The organism is Salegentibacter sp. T436 (genome assembly GCF_001932675.1).
GTDB lineage: Bacteria > Bacteroidota > Bacteroidia > Flavobacteriales > Flavobacteriaceae > Salegentibacter > Salegentibacter agarivorans.
This window is the reverse complement of the sequence record NZ_CP012872.1, coordinates 3,582,817-3,602,361: the sequence shown is the minus strand read 5'-3', so window position 1 is coordinate 3,602,361 and position 19,545 is coordinate 3,582,817. Positions and strand designations below refer to the sequence as shown.

Genomic DNA, 19,545 nt, shown 5'->3' with positions numbered 1-19,545 from the left:
TCCAAAAGATGGGTTTACTAATTTGTGTATTATCCAGTTGAAAAATGACAAAATTTCTAAAAAGATGACAAAGTTTCGAGGTCTAATCCTTCTAATCTCACTTTAAATATTTAAGATATAGTTTCTTTAAATATTAAATTTATTCGGGTTCCAATGTTAGGTTTACTGCTAAGTTGAATTTTCCCTTTATGAAGAGTCATTATTTGTTTCGAAAGGCTAAGACCAATTCCGCTACCTTCTTTTTTTGTGGTGAAGAAAGGAATAAATATCTGATCTTTAATTTCCTCAGGAATTCCTGTACCATTATCTGAAACGGAAATTGAAATCTGACCATCAGAGTTTTTTTCAGCATATACATTTATTCTGGGTTCAGGCCTTTCTTTAGATGCTTCAATTGCATTTAGAACCAGGTTGATAAGAACCTGCTCAAGCAAATAAGCATCCGCCTCTACTTTTAAATTTTGATCACTTAATATAAAACTGAGATTTATATTTTTTGCATTTCTAGCCTGTAATAAGTTTTCTAGATTTTCAAACAATGCTCTAATTTCAATCTCTTCCGTATTTATATTAGTTATTTTACTTAAGCTACGATAAGTTTTAGCAAATTTCAACAAACCTTCACTTCTTTTTTCAATACTGGTCAATCCGGAATTTAGATCTTCAATATCCAGGGTGTTTGCTGCAGGATTTTGATGGTGCATTTCAACCTGAAATTTCAAGGTACCGGCAAGAGAAGAGATAGGAGCAATAGAGTTCATAATTTCATGTGTCATCACACTTAATAATTTCTTCCAAGCCTCCGATTCGTTTTTATTAAGTGTATTTTCAATATTATGAAGTACAATTAACTTGAATGACTCCTGGCCAACGGAAAAAAGAGAATTTGAAACTAACGCCCTAATAGGTTCTTTTTTAACAGGTATATCTAGTGTGCTTGGTTCTGAATATGAATTCACAAACAGGAGCTGATATATCTTCTTATTGCGGCTTTTTACAAAATTTATATTCTTAAAGGATGGGAAATCCAGAGATTCCTGGATCGATTCATTTGCCCATAAAACTTCTCCCGATTTGCTATTGAAAGCTAAAATGCCAATATCTACCAGCTCCAGTATTTTTTGTAGATAAAGGTACTGGGTTTCTTTTTCCGAGTTTATTTTGCGTACTACTTGGTTTACAGTATTGAAGCCCTCATATAAAGACTGTATATCCCTGGATTTGTTTTTTTGTAAATAGTGTCTGGAAAAATCACGATATTTTATAGATTCAAAAAAATCTTCAATGATATTAAAACGTCGACTTAGAAAACGGAAAAACTCATAAGTAGTGATAATCAACAAAACACCTGAACCGATGGCTACTAAAAAATAGGTTTTAAAAACGGCATACAGTAAAATTCCAATGACGAGAATCAAAAGAAAAATTCGAATAAAAACTCCGGTATGATAGCTTTTAAAGGTCATATTTCTCCAGTCTTCTATAAAGTGCGGCACGTGTAATTCCCAGTTCTTTGGCCGATTTTGAAATATTCCCCCTGTTTTTATCGATAACCTTTAAAATGGTATTCTTTTCAACAGTTTCCAGGCGGGTATCTGCAATTCCATTACTTTCAATTTCACTTTCTATTGCTGAAAAAGATAGGTCGTTTGCGGTTAGGAAAGAACCTTCCGTCATAATCACCGCCCGCTCGATTACAAATTGCAATTCCCGGATGTTACCCGGAAAGTTGTGATTTTTTAATTTACTTAAAAATCCCGGATCCAATTTAAACGGGCCTTTGGTATACTTTTCAGAATAAAGCTCCAAAAAATACCTGGTTAGCAAGGTTATATCGGTGCCTCGAAACCGTAATGGTGGCACTATAATGTCTACGGTATTTATCCGGTAAATTAAATCTTTTCTGAATTTAGATTCATTAGATAATTCTGAAATATCCAGGTTGGTGGCGCAAATCAGCCGGATATCAATCGGTATAACTTCATTAGATCCAAGCGGACTAATTTGCCGGTTTTGAAGTACAGTGAGTAATCTTGCTTGTTGGCTAAGACTTATATTTCCTATTTCATCAAGAAAAAGTGTACCGCCCTGAGCGGCTTCAAACCTACCTTTGCGGTCTTCTCTGGCATCGGTAAAAGCACCTTTTTTATATCCGAACAATTCACTTTCAAATAGGGTGGAAGTAAGCGCGCCCACATCAACTTTTACGAAAGCTTCGTCTTTTCTGTTTGAATTTTCATGGATAGCTCTAGCTACCAGGTCTTTCCCAGTGCCATTTTCCCCGAGAATTAAAATATTTGCATCAGTTGGAGCTACTTTCTGTATTTTCTGAAAAACCTCCTGAATTTCTGCGCTTTCACCTATTATTTTAGATCCGTCGGGGTTGGTTTTTATAGATTTTACTTTGCTTTTCCTGTTTTGAAGCATTTCCTGCAAAGATTCGATTACCTTTTTATTCTGCCAGGGTTTCACTATAAAATCTGAAGCGCCTTCTTTTAAAGATCGTATGGCAAGATCAATATCACCGTATGCGGTAATTAGAATAACCTCGGTATCGGGAGTAATTTCTTTAATTCGCTTAAGCCAAAAAATACCTTCATTTCCTGTATTTACGAGTCCATTGAAGTTCATATCCAGAATTACCACGTCAAAACGTGAATTTTCGAGAAGGCTATTAATATTTCCGGGTTGTTTTTCAACAGAAATTTCAGCAACAAAAGGTTTTAACAATAGGCGAAGCGCAGTCAGTACGTCCTGATCGTCGTCTATAATAAGTATTTTGGCATTCTTAATTTGCATGGCTACAATATTACAATTTAATCAGAAGGCTTCAGAATTTCAACAAGACAAAAAACCAACACAATAAAATTGTATTATAAGCGAACACCAGGTGTTCGAAAATGAACACTTTTTATTCATTAAAAAAAGCTAAATATATGATTTATAAAGGCTTAAGTTTATGGCACTGTATTGTCTATAAACTAATAGGAAACAAATTATTTTATGGACATACCGCTTAAAAAGAAACGCTTTACCCCTAAAAAGATCGCCATTATTGGAGGATCGGTTTTAATTATTGTATTAATCGTCTTTGTTTTAATTTCTTCTACAGGAAATTCCAAATTGAATGTTGAAAAAGAAAGGATAAGCATTAGTGAAGTAAAGAAAGGAAATTTTCAGGAAAATATACCAGTGAACGGAGCGGTGCTGCCAATAAAAACTATTTACCTAGATGCTATCGAAGGTGGGCGCGTAGAAGAAAAATTTGTGGAAGATGGAGCAATGATGGAGGAAGGTGAACCCATCTTAAGGCTTTCGAATACCGATTTGGAATTAAGTCTGGTCAATCAAGAAACTTCGGTGTATGATTTACTTACCCAAATGCAAATTTCACAAACCGCTGCGAGGCAGAACACAATTAACCGATTAAACCAATTGACCGATGTTGAAAATAGCCTGAAAGAGGCCGATAGGATTTATAAATTGAATAAACGCTTATTTGAAAAAGGGGCTATAGGCAAACAGGAATACCTGGAATCTCAAAATAATTATACTTATCAAAAAGAGCGGATGAAATTAGCAAAAGAGGTTATGGAGCAAGATTCGATTGCTACTAAGCAGGAAATTAATCAAAGTAGGGAATCTTATCAACGCACTCAAAAGGCGCTTGAACTTATGCAGAAAAAAGTAGAAGACTTGGTGGTTAGAGCGCCAATAGATGGCCAGCTTACCTCATTGGATGCTGAAATAGGTGAGTCAAAGACGAAAGGGGAGCGCCTGGGACAATTGGATGTGCTAAGCGGGTATAAAATTAGGGCGGAAATAGACGAGCATTATATTTCAAGAATTGTAACTGGTCAGGAAGGAACATTCACAAGTAACGGAAAAGAAGCCCTACTGGAGATCAAGAAAGTATATACGCAGGTAAATAATGGCAGGTTCCAGGTAGATATGGAATTTAAGAAAGAAGAACCAAACGGCCTGCGCCGCGGACAAACGTTTCAAATTAGGCTGGCCCTTAGCCAGGAGAAAAAAGCGATATTAATTCCCAAGGGTGGATTTTTCCAGCAAACAGGAGGAAACTGGGTTTTTAAATTGAGTGAGGATGGAAAAACGGCGTATAAAGCTCCCATTCAATTAGGGAGTCAGAATACCGAATATTATGAAGTCCTTGAAGGGATTGAACCCGGAGATAGGGTAATTACGTCCAGTTATTCTAATTTTGGTGATATTGAAGAACTGGTTTTAAACTAAGATTATTAAAGAAAAAATTAAAAGATAAATCTGATCAAAATGATAAAAATTACCAACCTCGAGAAATACTATCAAACCGAAGAGGTGCAAACTATAGCATTAAATAAACTTTCGTTTGAAGTGAAAGAAGGGGAGTTCGCGGCTATTATGGGGCCGTCGGGATGTGGGAAATCTACGCTATTAAATATTCTGGGGCTTTTAGATGATCCTGATGGCGGGAGTTATCTATTTAATGGGATAGAAGTAGCTGGCTATAACGAGAGAAAAAGGGCACAACTTAGAAAGCATAATATCGGGTTTGTGTTTCAGAGTTTTAACCTGATCGATGAACTAAGTGTTTTTGAAAATGTAGAACTCCCCCTTATCTATACCGGTGTAAAACCTGCCGAACGTAAGGAAAGAGTTCACCAGGTTTTGGAGAAGATGGGCATTATGCACCGCCGGAAACATTTTCCACAGCAACTATCGGGTGGACAGCAGCAAAGGGTGGCTGTTGCCCGGGCTGTGGTGAACAATCCAAAACTTATTCTAGCCGATGAACCTACCGGAAACCTTGACAGTAGTAACGGTAACGAGGTAATGGACCTACTTACTGAACTAAACGAAGCGGGAACCACCATCATCATGGTTACCCACAGCGAACACGACGCTAAATTCAGTCATCGAATCATCAGGATGCTGGATGGGGAAAAAGTAACCGAAAACGTGCTGGTTTAATTAGGGGGACATTCATCAATCAAAAAATTATGATTAAAAATTATTTAAAAATCGCGTGGCGGAATATCCTGAGGAATAAGGGCTATAGTGCCTTGAATGTGTTTGGGTTGGCTATTGGAATAACTTGTGCAAGCCTCATTCTACTTTGGGTAGAAGATGAGGTGAGTTTCAATGAAGGTATTAAAGATAAAAATTTAGTCTTTAATGTTCCTACAAACCAAAAATATGATGGAGAGTGGCGTACTTTTTTTATGGCCACACCTGGACCCTTGGCTTCAGTTTTAAATGAGGAAATTCCGGAAGTAACAAAAGCTGCTCGCTTACGTGATGAAAATTTTCTTTTTAGTGCAGATGATCAATCCATAAAAAGTAGAGGAGCTTACACCGACGAGGACCTCTTCGATATATTTGATCTTAATTTCATTGAGGGTAATCCAAAAGATGCCTTTAGAAATAAAAATGGAATTGTAATAACACAAAAGGTTGCAACTATACTTTTTGGAAGTAGCGAAAAAGTCCTTGGTAAAACAATACAGGTTGATCAAAAAAATAATTATACAATAACCGGAATAATTGAAGATCTCCCTGAAAATACTACTTATTCTTTTTCCTGGTTAGTTCCCTTTGAAAATTTTACCGACGGTAAAGAATGGACCAATGGCTATGGAAGTAATTTTACAGACACCTTCGTAAAATTAGCGCAAACTGCCAATATTGAAAAGGTGGATGAAAAAGTAAGGGCTATTCTTCCCGCTAAAACTGGTGACAAAGAAACCGAAGCTATTTTGTTTTCGGCCAACGATTGGCATCTACGCGCCTATTTTAAAGATGGCAAAATTGCTGGTGGACGAATTGAGTATGTACGTTTGTTTAGCTTCATTGCGCTAATCATTTTAATCATAGCCTGTGTCAATTTTATGAATTTGGCTACCGCAAGGAGCGAAAAACGTGCTGATGAAGTAGGTATGCGCAAAGCCCTGGGATCGAGCAGAAAGCAATTAATTTTTCAATTTACCTACGAAGCTATTTTGAATGCTGCCTTAGCGGGAATTTTAAGTATCGTAGCGATTATAATAGTACTACCGAAATTTAACTCTCTGGTAGAAAAAAACCTAACTTTAAACCTTAGCCTTCCTTCACATTTTCTCTCATTACTCGGCATATCGTTGGCTTGTGGGGTATTGGCGGGTTTGTATCCTGCTTTCTATCTTTCAAGCTTCAAGCCTATTGAAGTTCTGAAAGGAACCCGTAAAAAAGCGGGAAGTGCTTCCCTAATACGTAAATGTTTGGTTGTAGGACAGTTTGCGATTTCTGTGATCTTAATAGTGAGTACTATCGTAGTGTATGAGCAGGTGCATCATGTAAAGAACCGAAATATAGGTTTACAAAAAGAAAATTTGATAGAAATACCAGCTGCTGGTGGTGAAATAATTAAAAATTTTGAAACTGTAGTACAAGAATTAAAGTCTTCTGGAACGGTCGAGAGCGCAGGGCTTATGAATTCACAAATTTTAGCTGACGGGAATAATACTTCAAGTGTAAGATGGCCTGGTCGACCAGATGATAAAGATATCTTGATTTCTTTTAGAACTATTACTCCTGAATTTTTAAATGCTACCGGAATGAAATTGAAGGAGGGAAGGGGTTTTGGTAAATCTCAGGAAGCTGATAGTAGTAAGGTTTTAATATCTGAAACATTTGCAAAACTTATGCCTACTGAAAATCCAATAGGTAATAAAATACAATGGCAGGAACAAGAATTTACTGTCACAGGAATCGTTGAAGACTATTTATATGGCGATATGTATGGAGCTAGTGATCCAGTAATGTTCTATCATCAAGCTGAAGGAGCGGATTATTTATATATAAAACCAAAAACCGGGATTGCCACAGCGAAAGTTTTAAAGGAAATTGAGGATGTTCTACAAACACAGAATCCTGGTTTTCCTTTTGAGTACAGGTTTGTTGATGATGCCTTTAATGCCAGATTTAAAAGTGAACAGCTAGTCGGAAATTTATCTCAGATTTTTGCTGTAATAGCCATAATCATTTCGTGTATGGGACTTTTTGGACTTTCTGCCTATATGGCTGAGCAAAGAAGAAAAGAAATAGGTGTACGTAAAGTGTTAGGCTCTAGTGTTCTGAATATCGTCAAATTACTCTCTAAGGATTTTCTAATATTAGTAATTATTGCACTCCTTTTTGCGATACCATTAGCCTGGTTTATTATGCATAACTGGTTACAAGATTATGCTTACAGGATAACTATTTCAATGTGGATTTTTGCATTTGCCGGAGGAAGCGCAATAATAATTGCCTTATTAACGGTAAGCTTTCAAGCAATAAAAGCTGCTATAGCGAATCCCGTAAAAAGTTTAAGAACAGAATAAACCATAAACAAAGAGTTTAATTCATCAATCGAAAATTATGTTCAGAATACTTTTGAAAACAGCCTGGCGAAACCTTTGGAAAACCAAGTTTTACAACGGAATTAGCTTATTAGGGCTTTCCCTGGGACTAACGGCGGCTATTTTTATAGCCGTATGGATCGATTCAGAATTAAGTTTCAACCAGGTTTCAGATAATTCAAAAAATATTTATCGTGTTTCAAGTATTATTGGAGACGGCGATTCTAAACAGACCTGGGGTGGATCTGTGGGACCGGTGGCTTATTTTGCAAAGAAGGAGGTTCCTGAAGTTAAGATTGCTGCCAGAGTTAGAGATAATTATTCTTACCGTATTTATTCAACTGAAGATAAAGATTTGGAAGCCGGTTCTTCTGCTTATGTTGATCCTGAGTTTTTTAATATTTTTGATACGGAATTCTTGCACGGAAATAAAAGCAAACCATTTTCCGGAGACAACTCCATTGTTTTAACCGAAACTGCTGCAAATAAATATTTTGGTTCTACCGATATTCTCGGAGAAACAATAACTGGAGATCATCAGGATCGCTACGCCGTAGTCGGGATAATTAAAGATCTTCCTCAAAACTCAAGTATTGATTTTGATTTTTTCTTTCCTGTATCAATACTGGAGAGTGGATATACAAATAATCCTTATTGGGATTCCGTAGATAGCGATTGGGGAAATTTTAATTATGTGACTTATCTGGAATTGGTAGAGAATGCTTCCTCTGAAAAAGTTATCGAAAAATTAACCAGGATAAATAAAGATAACGACCCAAATAAAGAATTAACTTCAACCAAAGCAGCATATTACCTACAGCCTATAAAAAAGATGAATCTTTACGGTTATAATGGAGATCCAACCAATATAAAAACTGTACGGATTTTTGGTTTGGTGCTCATCCTTATCCTTGGTATAGCCTGTATAAACTATGTGAATTTAAACACAGCCAGAGCAATACAACGTGCAAAAGAAGTGAGTTTAAGAAAACTGATTGGTGCAGAACGCAAGCATTTGTTTTTACAATTTATTATAGAATCCTGTATATTTTTCATCATTGCCCTTGTCTTGTCATTAGTTCTCATTTTTATACTAGTGCCTTCCTTTAATTCAATTTCTGGTAAGGAAATTTCATTTAGCCTTTTGGATGTCGGTTTATGGAAACTCGTTTTCACAGTCTTTGCGGCAACGCTTGCGGCTTCTTCCATCTACCCAGCTATTCTTCTTTCTTCCTTTAAACCTTTAGAAGCGATAAAGGGAAATATTGCACCGGGTATTGGAGCGGTTAATTTCAGGAAAGTCTTAGTATGTATTCAATTTATGTTTTCCGTAATTTTAATAATCTGTACTATAGTAATTGGAAAACAGCTGGATTACTTAAACACTATGAACCCTGGTTATGATAGGTCACAGGTGCTTAGTTTCGCGATGACCGACGCCATGATTGAACACCGTGAAGCCGTTGAAAATCAAATTAAGAATTTACCTGGAATTCAAGAAGTATCCTTTTCTAATAATAATCTTATTGATAATGGATGGACTACCGGAGATACCAATTGGGAAGGAAAAAATACACAAAGTAACTTCATTATTGCTCCCCTGGGGGTTGATGAAGGATTTCTTCCTATGCTGAAAATGGAACTTATAGCAGGTAATAACTTCTCTGGAATAGCTTCAGATTCCAACCATTATATTTTAAATGAAACTGCCGTTGAAAAAATGGGATTAAAGGATCCTATAGGTAAAAGTTTTGAACTTTGGGAAACCAAAGGAACGATTATAGGTGTTGTTAAAGACTTCAATTTTGAATCCTTGAAGCAAAAAATAGAACCTGCAGTTCTCTTTTATGATCCTGAGCCTTACATGATGTATATTAAAACTGCAAACGGCGAAGTGACTGAAAGTATTGCCGGTTTGGAAAAAGTATGGAGTAGTTATAATGAAGGCTATCCATTTAACTTTTCTTTTCTAGATGAACGTTATGAGCAAATGTATCGTGATGATATTAGGACAGGCAAATTGTTTAGAATATTTTCAATTTTAGCAATTTTCGTGTCTTGTCTGGGATTGTTTGGGCTTACCACTTATTCAGCTCAATTGAAAAAAAGGGAAATTGGAATTCGCAAGGTCCTGGGCGCTTCCATTATTCAAATATCAAAACTTTTGTCTAAAGATTTTATGAAACTGGTCTTTATTTCCAGTATAGCGGCTATACCCTTAGCCTGGTATTTAATGCAATTTTGGTTACAAAATTTTATTTACAGAACTACGATGAGTTGGTGGATTTTTGCCGGCTCTGGTTTGTCAATCTTAAGCATCGCCTTGATTACTGTTAGTTTACAATCTATAAGGGCTGCTATGGTCAATCCAGTAGAAAATATAAGAACCGAATAATTCCTGAACAATGATAAAGAACTATTTTAAAATTGCGTGGAGGAATATCTGGAATAATAAACTATTTTCCGCTATTAATATCATCAGTCTTGCCATTGGTCTTAGCGCCTCTTTTGTTATTGGAATGATGATTTATCACGATTTTTCCTTCGATAAATTTCATCCTAATCAAGAGCGTATTTATAGAGTAACATCGCAGTTTGAATCACCCGAAGGTATATCTGGTTTCGGAGGCGTTAACGTTCCTCTGAAGCAAACAATTAAAGATGAAGTGCCCGGGATTGAAACTGCAGTTTCATTTTTCACCTTCACACCTTACGAACTTAACGTAAATGATGCAGTTTTTAAGGATCCGGAAGGTGCTATTTTTACGGATAAATCATATTTTGAAATCTTCCATTATAGATGGCTAGCAGGAAATAGAGCCGCATTAGATCAACCTAATACTGTAGTGTTGACTCAGAAAAAGGCTAAAAAATATTTCCCAAATCTTTCATTGAGCAAAATTATAGGAAAAACCATTATCTATAATGATTCCACTCAGGCAGATATTTCTGGAATTGTTTCAGGGTTTTCTCAGAATAGCGATTTAATATTCGATGAGTTTATTTCACTTCCAACGGCTTTGCAAAGTGAAATGAAATCTGCGGTAACCAATGAGAGCTGGAATAGTTCCAACTCTAATTCCCAGATGTTTGTATTGCTTAATAAAAATACTAAAATTGCCGATCTTCAGGCAAGACTGGATAAATTAGCGATAGAAAATGAACATAAAGAACTTGTCAAGGATGGCCATCATACACGCTATGCATTGCAGCCTTTAGCGGAACTCCATTTTAGTGAATTTGGGATATTTGATTACGGTAATAGCTCAGCAGACAAGTCGGTTTTGATTTCCCTTTTATTGATCGCGCTTTTTTTACTTGCCTTAGGTTGCATTAATTTCATTAATCTAAATACAGCACAGGCTACCCAAAGAGCAAAAGAAATTGGTATCCGAAAAACTCTGGGAAGCTCCAAAAAACAGCTTATATTCCAGTTTCTAGGGGAAACTTTTTTACTCACCTTAATTTCAGGTTTTCTCTCCGTATTATTTGGTTATGGATTATTTAAGATTTTTTCGGAATTCCTATCACAAAATTTTCAGTATAATTTAATTTTAAAGCCACAAATTATTGGTAGTATTATCTTGCTATTAATTGTAGTAAGCCTTTTGGCAGGAATCTATCCCGCTTTAATCTTATCTCGTTTTAAACCTGTTTCTGTTTTAAAAAGTAAGGTTTTCTTTAAATCTGATAGAGCGGGATTCCGAAAATTCCTCACTTTCTTTCAGTTTACCATAGCACAGATTTTTATTATAGCTACAATTTTAGTAGGAAAACAGATTCATTATATGATGAATAAGGACCTGGGTTTCAAATCAAACGAAATTGCGTATTTCAATTTTCCTTATCAGGATCAAAATATAGATAAACGCTATGTTTTAAAGAATGAATTAAAGAGCAATCCTAAGATTAGTAATATAAGTTTGGCAAGTGCTACGCCATCATCCTACAAGATGCATGGTCAAAAATTAAGCTATGCCGGTAAAGATGGAGAGGCAAACGTATATTTTGAACAGTTATTTGGAGACATCAATTACCTCGAATTATTTGATATTCAATTGTTAGCAGGGAGAAAGCCTCTAAATGATAGTATACAGGAATATGTAATCAATGAAACGCTTTTAAATGAAATAGGTTTTCAAAATCCGCAAGAAGCGTTAAATAAGAATATTAAGATTAATGATAAATTATTTCCCATAGTAGGTGTTATGGAGGATTTTAATCAACGCTCCCTAAAATCTGAAATTAAACCTATGGCATTCTTACCGGATGCCTACAGAAATGGGAGGACACAGTTTTCTACGTTGTCTTTTCGTGTGAATCCAAACAATAATTTGGGGGCTACCATTAAGGAGATTCAGGAAAAATGGGAGCACATTTATCCCGATTCGGAGCTAACTGTGAAATTTATGGATGAAACGGTAGCTTCTTTCTATAAAAAAGAAAAAAGTATAGCTAAGCTTTTAACATGGGCTACTGGTTTAAGCATTTTAATAAGCATCATGGGGCTTCTGGGCTTGGTAATATATACTACTGAACGAAAGACAAAAGAAATTGGAATCAGAAAGGTATTGGGTGCTTCACTGCTTAAACTTAACCTCACCTTATGTAAAGAGTTTATTTTTCCCATTCTATTAGCGGTAGTTTTCGCGATACCTATTGCCTGGTACGGTTTAAATAAATGGTTACAGGATTTTGCATATAGAACAGATTCTAACTGGTGGGTCTTTATAGTGAGTACTACTCTTATGATTATTATCGCCCTTTTGGTAATGAGTTTTAAAACAATACAGGCAGCATTAAGAAACCCAGCTAAGAGTTTAAGAACCGAATAAAGCCCCTTAACCTCCAAAGGGAGTAAAAATAAAACAATGATCAAGAACTATTTTAAAATCGCTCTTAGAAATCTTTGGAAGGATAAAACCTTCACATTTCTAAATATCCTTGGGATTACTGTAGCTTTTAGTGTTGCTATTCTTTTGAGTATGTATGCCTTGTTTGAGCTTTCTTACGATGATTTTCACGAAAACAATAATAGTATTTACCAGGTCTATTCTACAGAACAATTGCCCGACGGGCCAGAAGTAAGCACTTCCAAGTCTGTTCCGTTTGCTGACGCACTGCAAGAAGAGGTACCAGGAGTTAAAAAAATCACCCGATTTAACGGAAAAGGTGTGCTGGTAATAAGTGAGGATAAGGAACTACGAATGACTGCCGCATATGTAGATCCTGATTTCTTTTCTATTTTTAGCTTCCCCGTGGTAGAAGGGAAGAAAGTAAATCCTATTGGTGAAAAGTCTGGTGTGGCAATTTCAGAATATGCAGCCAACAGGATATTTGGAAGTTCAGATGTTGTGGGAAAATCAATCACCGTAATTACAGAGGGTGAAGAGCGTCCTTTTACAATATCAGCTATTGTTGCAGATATGCCCAATAACAGTAGTATTCAATTTGACCTGGCTTTGAACTTCACTAATCAGGCTGATTTTTCCTATGCTGATAATGTAGGCCGCTGGGATAAAGAAAATCACGAGGTTTATATGCAGCTTAATTCTGGCTTGAGTCCGCAAGAATTTGAACAGACTACTAATACTTTTACTAATAATCATTATAAAGGCGAAATGGCCAGGTTTAAACGTGACGGGGCGCAACCCGATGCCTCAGGAAATTTTAAGCAAATTAGACTGTTTCCTTTTAAAGATGTCCACTTCGCAAGCGAGCGGGATGGAAATATCACTGCGAAAAGAATGTGGCCTTATATGGTACTGGGAATTTCTCTACTCATCATTTTAATTGCCGGGGTAAATTTTGTAAACATGAGCATTGCAAAAAGTGCTCAGCGCCTTCGGGAAGTAGGGATGAGAAAAACCTTGGGCGCGGGAAAGTCCCAGCTTTTCTTTCAGTTTTGGGGAGAAAGCATTTTGGTTTTCCTGGCTTCCGTTGGGCTAGCAACTTTGGTAGCCGGGGCATTATTAGAACTTTTTCAGACTCTTTTCCAAACCCGGGCAAACTTTAGTTCTGTGACCAATACTGAAATGATTCTTGGGCTTTTCCTATGCCTACTAATTATTACGCTGGTTGCTGGGGGATATCCAGCTTTATTGCTCAGTCGCTTGGGAACTATTCAGGCCCTAAAAGGGAAAATTGAAATGTCTGGTAAAAATCGACTTCGCGACGGGTTGATTGTTATACAGTTTGGAATTGCCATTCTGCTTATTAGCGGCACCCTTGTTTTGAATAACCAGCTAGAATTTATGCGCAGCAAAGATCTGGGCTTTAACAAAGATCAGGTAGTTGCTTTCGCCCTTAACGGAAAGCGAGAGGATGCCCAGGCCATGCAATTAATCCGGGATGAACTAAGCGGCGATCTCGGTATTATAAGCATTACCGCCTCAAATAATATCCTGGGCCTCGGCAAGGACGGAAGCCGCTCGACCAGCGTCGTTGGCTTTGAATATAAAGGAAGGGAAGTTTTAACCAACATTTTAATGGTTGATTATGACTATATCGAAACCTTGGGTCTAGATCTTTCAAGAGGAAGGTCCTTTGATCGGAATTTTGCGACCGACAGTCTCGCCGTTGTTATTAATGAGACAATGGCAAGTCAACTACAAGAGGAGAGTGCATTGAATACTAAGATTGACCTGGAGGAGTCTGGTTCTTTTAATGTGGTAGGAGTGATAAGGGATTATCATTTTCAGGATTTAGACAAAGAAATAGAACCGCTTACGCTGTTTCTAAAACCGAACTGGAATATGCGGTATGCCTATGTAAAAGTAGCACCTCAAAATGCGGTAAGTTCTTTCGAGAAAATTGAAGCCGCCTGGAAGAAAATAGAACCAAATGCCACCTTCACAGGGTCTTTCCTAGATGAAAATATTGAGCGCACCTTAAGAAGGGAACGAACAATGACCACGCTCATCACCAGCGGTTCTGTTATTGCCATCATCCTAAGCTGTATTGGTTTGTTCGCAATGTCTATGTTGTTGGTTTCCCAGCGCCGAAAAGAAATTGGGATAAGAAAAGTGATAGGGGCAAGTGTAGGCAAAATCACTCTGCTACTTACTTCAGACTTTCTTAAACTGGTAGGGATTGCCTTTTTAATTGCAACTCCAATCTCTTGGTATTTAAGTAGTACATGGCTCGAAAATTATGCTTTAAGAATTGACCTGAGCTTATGGGTTTTTATTTCCGCAGGAATTATTGCACTTCTAATCGCCATAGTAACTATAAGCTTTAAGACCATAAATGCCGCAACTGCAAACCCTGTAAAAAGTTTAAAAACGGAATAATCTTATTCAAACCTGTGAGGTTTCTAGAAAAAATAAAATAATGTTCAAAAACTATTTTAAAATCGCTTGGCGGAATATAAAATCCAACTCCCTATATTCTTCGATAAATATAGGTGGTTTAAGTTTAGGCATAGCAGCTTCATTATTAGTTGCAACAGTTGTTATTAATGAACTTAGTTATGATAAACACTGGAGTAAATCAGATCGGATTGTTAGGATAAATCAGGAAGAACCGGAAACTGGTTCAAAAAGAGCTTCTACTCCATTGCCCTTAGCACCAACGCTTGCAGATAATTTTGACCAAGTTGAAAGTTTTTCTAACATAGAGAGTATCAACTCAACATTTTTATTCAACCAGGATAAAATTGAAGTCAGTACCCTGGAAGTAAATCCGGGAATATGGAACATTTTGGATTTAGAAATTAAGGATGGTGAACCCCAAAACTTCCAGCCTGGCTATCCAAATCTGGTTATTACCCAAACAATTAAGAACAGGTATTTTCCTGATAAGAACCCGGTCGGGGAAATAGTTGAAAATGTATCCAATTTTGGTGATAATGAAAAATTTATCATTACTGGAATTATTGAAGATTTACCTGTTAATAGCCATTTACGAGCAGAAGCTCTTGTAATTAATAAGTCCATTACAGCAAATTTCAGTTCTAATGGGTTTATGCCGTATGGAGTTCAGTATCTATTATTAAAGAATGGGGTGTCTTCCATTGCATTTACCCAGAAAATCAATCAGTGGTATGCCGATAATGTAGCTGAAGAACGGGAACTTAACTTTTCCCTTCAGCCTATGGATGACATTTATTTAAATTCGGAAGGAATATATCAAAAAGTAAAAGGAAATAGGAATCATATTAACATCCTAATAGGAGTAGCCATTTTCCTCTTGCTTATTGCCAGTATCAACTTTGTTAATTTAAGTACGGCGAGAACTATAGAAAAGATAAAAACTACCGGACTTCGTAAAATTCTAGGGGCTAGCAGAAAAGGGCTCATCTTCCAATTCCTTATTGAATCTTTCCTGTTTTTCAGTATTAGTTTTGTGATTGGCCTGATAATTTATTTTTTATCCCTCGCCCCTCTGGAAAACTTTATAGGTAATGCGTTAGCCTTAAATTTTTTAAACCAGGCACAACTTTTAGTTTCAGCTTTATTTTTACTAACTGTAGTAAGTTTAATAACAGGTTTATATCCGGCCTGGACCATTTCCCGACCTGGTAGTGCTACGGTGACCAGTAGCTCATTTCAGCCACCAAAAGGATCTGAAATATTTAGGAAATCACTTATTGTAACCCAGTTTATAATTACGGTGGGTATCATCGTGGGTACACTGGTGGTTAATAATCAACTTCTTTATTTAAATCAAAAAGATTTAGGCTTTGAAAAAGAGAATTTACTTTGGATTTCTTTTACCAATTGGGGAGTAAATGGAAGTGCTTTTAAAAAGGAGATAACTAATATTCCGGGTGTTGAAACTGCCACTATCGGTCAGTGGATTCCTTCAAGCGGAGGTACGTTCTCAAAAAATGTTGATGATCCGCAATTTCCGGGTAATCAGTTAGAAACCTGGTATATTGACGGAGATCAGGATTTTCAATCAACATTGCAGCTGGAGGTTTTAGAAGGTAGATCTTTTAGACAGGAATTTTCCGCAGACAAGGCCTTGGGCCCTGAAACTTCAGAAGCGGAAGAAATAGATCAGAACTTAAACCCGGTTTTGATTACAGCCTATACTGCCAAAAGACTAAAAATTAATGAACTTAATCGGCCTCATGAAGCAATAAACGGAATTCCTATTGGTATCGTTAAGGATTTCCATAACCAATCCCTGCGAAATCCTTTAGCTCCAACAATCATTCGGTCAGTAAAAAATCCTGAATTTGGTAATATGCTCATCAGGATCAATACAGAGAATCCAATGCAGATTATCCCCAAACTGGAACAAGCATATACAAGTTTTTATCCTGAAAATCGATTTGATTTTTCCTGGATATCTGAACATCTGAAACGTGAATTTGAGAAAGAGGCCACGATAAGTAGAATCTTAAAAATTTTCAGTACACTAATAATTTTACTCTCTTGCCTGGGTTTATTCGGGTTAATTACTTTTAACCTTCAGAAAAGGGCAAAAGAAATTAGTATTCGTAAAGTACTGGGCGCTTCCGTAACGCAAATTGTAGCGATATTTTCTAAAGACTCACTAAAACTTATTGTAGTTGCAAGTTTAATTTCCGTGCCACTCGCCTGGTATTTTTTAAACAATTGGTTAGCTGATTTTCCATATCGAATTGAAATAAGTCCTTTAATTTTCTTTGAAAGTATTCTAATAGTTGTAGTCATTGCTTTGGCAACAATTAGTGTAAAAGTGGTAAAAGCAGCATTGAGAAATCCTGCTAAGAATCTCCGAACCGAATAAAACTCCTAGAAATGTTAAAAAATTATATAAGAGCCGCGAAAAGAAGTATGCTAAAGAACAAGGGGGTTTATGGAATTAATATCCTAGGCCTTAGCCTGGGGTTAGCTTCCTGTCTGCTTATCCTTCTGTTTATTCTGAATGAAGTAAGCTATGATCGTTTTCACAAGAAAGCCGATGATATCGTTCGGGTGGTTTTTAAAGCAGAAATCGGAGGGGAAGAAATTAGTGAAGCTGTTGTTATGCCTCCGGTTGGCCCAACTTTAGAAAAGGAATTCCCGGAAGTTTTGACTACTGCACGTCTTAAACAAATGAACGATCCGTCACTTTCCTATAATAATAAAACTTACAGAGATTTTGATTTCGCATATATAGATCCTGAATTTCTTGAAGTTTTTGATTTTAAAATATTAAAAGGAAACAACATCAATCCCTTAGAAGATCCTAATGCCGTTATTCTTACGAAAAAGGAAGCTGAGCGCTATTTTGGCACTGAAAATCCTATTGGGAAGCGTTTAAAATTTGAAGACTGGGATAAGAATTTTACAGTCACCGCAGTTATGGAAGAAATTCCCGAAAACTCGCACTTTGAATTTGATGTATTTGCTTCGATGAATGGATATGAATATGCAAATACCACTTCCTGGGTTAATTCTGACTTTCATACTTATTTGTTGTTAAAAGATGGAAATCAATTTAGAAATCTGGAGGCAAAATTACCGGGTATCATGGATAAGTATATGGGGCCCCAAATAAGGGATGCTATTGGAGTTTCTTATTCAGAATTTAAAGATAAAAATAGTGTGGGTTTATTTTTACAACCCCTAACAGATATTCACTTGAACCCAGATTTTGTAAGTAGCGGACATCTTAAGCCCGGAATGGATATTAAATACTTGTATATTTTTGGCGCAGTGGCCATCTTTATGTTGTTCATTGCCTGTATAAATTTTATGAACCTGGCCACAGCTGCGGCATCTAAAAGGGCAAAAGAAGTCGGGATAAGAAAAGTCCTTGGTTCCGGTCAAAAACAACTTATAAAGCAATTTTTAACCGAGTCATTTCTGGCAACCATAGTAGCGGCGCTACTGGCAATAGTTTTGGTGATCCTCTTTCTGCCCACCTTTAATCAATTGGCCGGGAAATCATTACAGGTTTTTGACTTACTTCAGTATTCCATTGTATTCTCGACTTTGGCTCTTATTGTTTTAGTAGCTTTTCTAGCCGGTGGCTATCCTGCCTTTTTTCTTTCCTCCTTTAAACCAATTCAGGTCTTAAAAAATAGGTTCTCAGCCTCCGGAAAAAGCAATTTAAGAAATGGACTGGTTATATTTCAATTTATCATTTCGGCAGGACTTATCCTTGCTACTATTGTTGTTTACCAGCAAATGGCATTTATCCAAAATAAAGATTTAGGTTACGATAAAGACCATATCCTGGTGCTAAGGGAAGCTCAACTATTGGGCGAACAACGCGATGCTTTTAAAAACCAGATCTTAGAAGATCCCAGGGTGAAATCGGTAAGTAATTCGTCGTATGTGCCTGCCGGACCTTCTGATATAAATATGTCTGGTATTTTACTTAACAATGAGTATCAACGAAGAATGTTTATCTATAAGGTGGATGAAGCTTACATTCCCACGCTGGGGCTTGAACTTGTAGCCGGAAGAAATTTTTCGAAGGAGTTTAGTGCTGAAGAGGATAAAGTCATCATAAATGAAACCGCTGCAAATTCGTTAGGGTTCCATCAGGATCCTATTGGTAAAACTTTTACACAGGATACCGATGAAGGTGGCCGTGAATTAACAATAGTTGGCATGGTAAAAGACTTTCATTTTAAGTCGCTTCACCGGGAAATTGAACCTTTAATTTTGATGAACAACCCCTACGGCGGATTGATTGTAAGGACCAATACAGCTGATGTCGCATCGTTGTTAAGTAACATGGAAAGCGAATGGCAGAAATTCAGTCTTAAAGAACCATTCAGTTATACTTTTTTAGATGAATCTTTCAATAAAACTTATCTCCGGGAGCAAAAGATGGGAACCATACTCAGCATTTTTACCGGGCTCACCATATTTGTAGCCTGTATGGGTTTATTCGGTCTGGTAACATTTGCTGCAGAAAGAAGGGTAAGGGAAATTGGGGTAAGGAAAGTTTTGGGATCAAGCGTGCGCGGGATCATTGCCCTGCTTTCTAAGGACTTTATTAGACTCATATTGATTTCATTCATCATTGCCTTTCCACTGGGTTATTTTCTTATGGAGCAATGGCTCCAGGATTTCGCTTATAGAATAGAAATAAAATGGTGGGTCTTTGTACTCGCCGGAATCTTAACAACTCTCATTGCTTTGCTCACCATTGGATTTAGAAGTTATAAGGCCGCATCCGCCAATCCAGTAAAAAGTTTACGAACCGAATAAATAGCTATTTATCACTCACACCTAAA

The 19,545-nt window shown here is 36.8% G+C and carries 10 protein-coding genes; 8 read left to right on the top strand and 2 right to left on the bottom strand.

Annotated features, from left to right (window positions below):
• Nucleotides 1-110: 110 nt before the first annotated feature.
• Both AO058_RS18895 and AO058_RS16020 read right to left on the bottom strand, forming a co-directional pair.
• Nucleotides 111-959, bottom strand: coding sequence for a sensor histidine kinase (locus AO058_RS18895; RefSeq protein WP_335740070.1), 849 nt, complete (start codon nt 957-959; stop codon nt 111-113).
• 496 nt (nt 960-1,455) lie between these two features.
• Nucleotides 1,456-2,799, bottom strand: coding sequence for a sigma-54-dependent transcriptional regulator (locus tag AO058_RS16020; RefSeq protein WP_075327456.1), 1,344 nt, complete (start codon nt 2,797-2,799; stop codon nt 1,456-1,458).
• Nucleotides 2,800-3,003: 204 nt separating this feature from the next.
• Between AO058_RS16020 and AO058_RS16015 the strand changes: the two genes are divergently transcribed.
• Genes AO058_RS16015 through AO058_RS15980 form a run of 8 tightly spaced genes read left to right on the top strand, consistent with a single transcriptional unit; the run spans nt 3,004 to nt 19,519 of the window.
• A complete protein-coding gene (locus AO058_RS16015) occupies nt 3,004-4,254 on the top strand; it encodes an efflux RND transporter periplasmic adaptor subunit (protein ID WP_075327455.1) in 1,251 nt (416 codons plus the stop codon).
• A gap of 39 nt (nt 4,255-4,293) precedes the next feature.
• A complete protein-coding gene (locus AO058_RS16010) occupies nt 4,294-4,971 on the top strand; it encodes an ABC transporter ATP-binding protein (RefSeq protein WP_075327454.1) in 678 nt (225 codons plus the stop codon).
• Between the two features lie 29 nt (nt 4,972-5,000).
• Nucleotides 5,001-7,361 carry an ABC transporter permease gene (locus AO058_RS16005; RefSeq protein WP_075327453.1) on the top strand — a complete coding sequence of 787 codons (2,361 nt, stop codon included), beginning with the start codon at nt 5,001-5,003 and terminating at the stop codon, nt 7,359-7,361.
• A gap of 37 nt (nt 7,362-7,398) precedes the next feature.
• Nucleotides 7,399-9,774, top strand: coding sequence for an ABC transporter permease (locus tag AO058_RS16000; protein WP_075327452.1), 2,376 nt, complete (start codon nt 7,399-7,401; stop codon nt 9,772-9,774).
• Nucleotides 9,775-9,784: 10 nt separating this feature from the next.
• Nucleotides 9,785-12,214 carry an ABC transporter permease gene (locus AO058_RS15995; RefSeq protein WP_075327451.1) on the top strand — a complete coding sequence of 810 codons (2,430 nt, stop codon included), beginning with the start codon at nt 9,785-9,787 and terminating at the stop codon, nt 12,212-12,214.
• A 36-nt stretch (nt 12,215-12,250) separates the two neighbouring features.
• Complete coding sequence (locus AO058_RS15990) at nt 12,251-14,671, top strand: ABC transporter permease (protein WP_075327450.1); 2,421 nt, start codon at nt 12,251-12,253, stop codon at nt 14,669-14,671.
• Between the two features lie 40 nt (nt 14,672-14,711).
• On the top strand, nt 14,712-17,099 hold the full coding sequence (locus AO058_RS15985; RefSeq protein WP_075327449.1) for an ABC transporter permease: 2,388 nt from the start codon (nt 14,712-14,714) through the stop codon (nt 17,097-17,099).
• Between the two features lie 11 nt (nt 17,100-17,110).
• The gene (locus AO058_RS15980) at nt 17,111-19,519 is read left to right on the top strand and encodes an ABC transporter permease (RefSeq protein WP_075327448.1); all 2,409 of its coding nucleotides are present in this window, start codon (nt 17,111-17,113) and stop codon (nt 19,517-19,519) included.
• Nucleotides 19,520-19,545 lie beyond the last annotated feature (26 nt).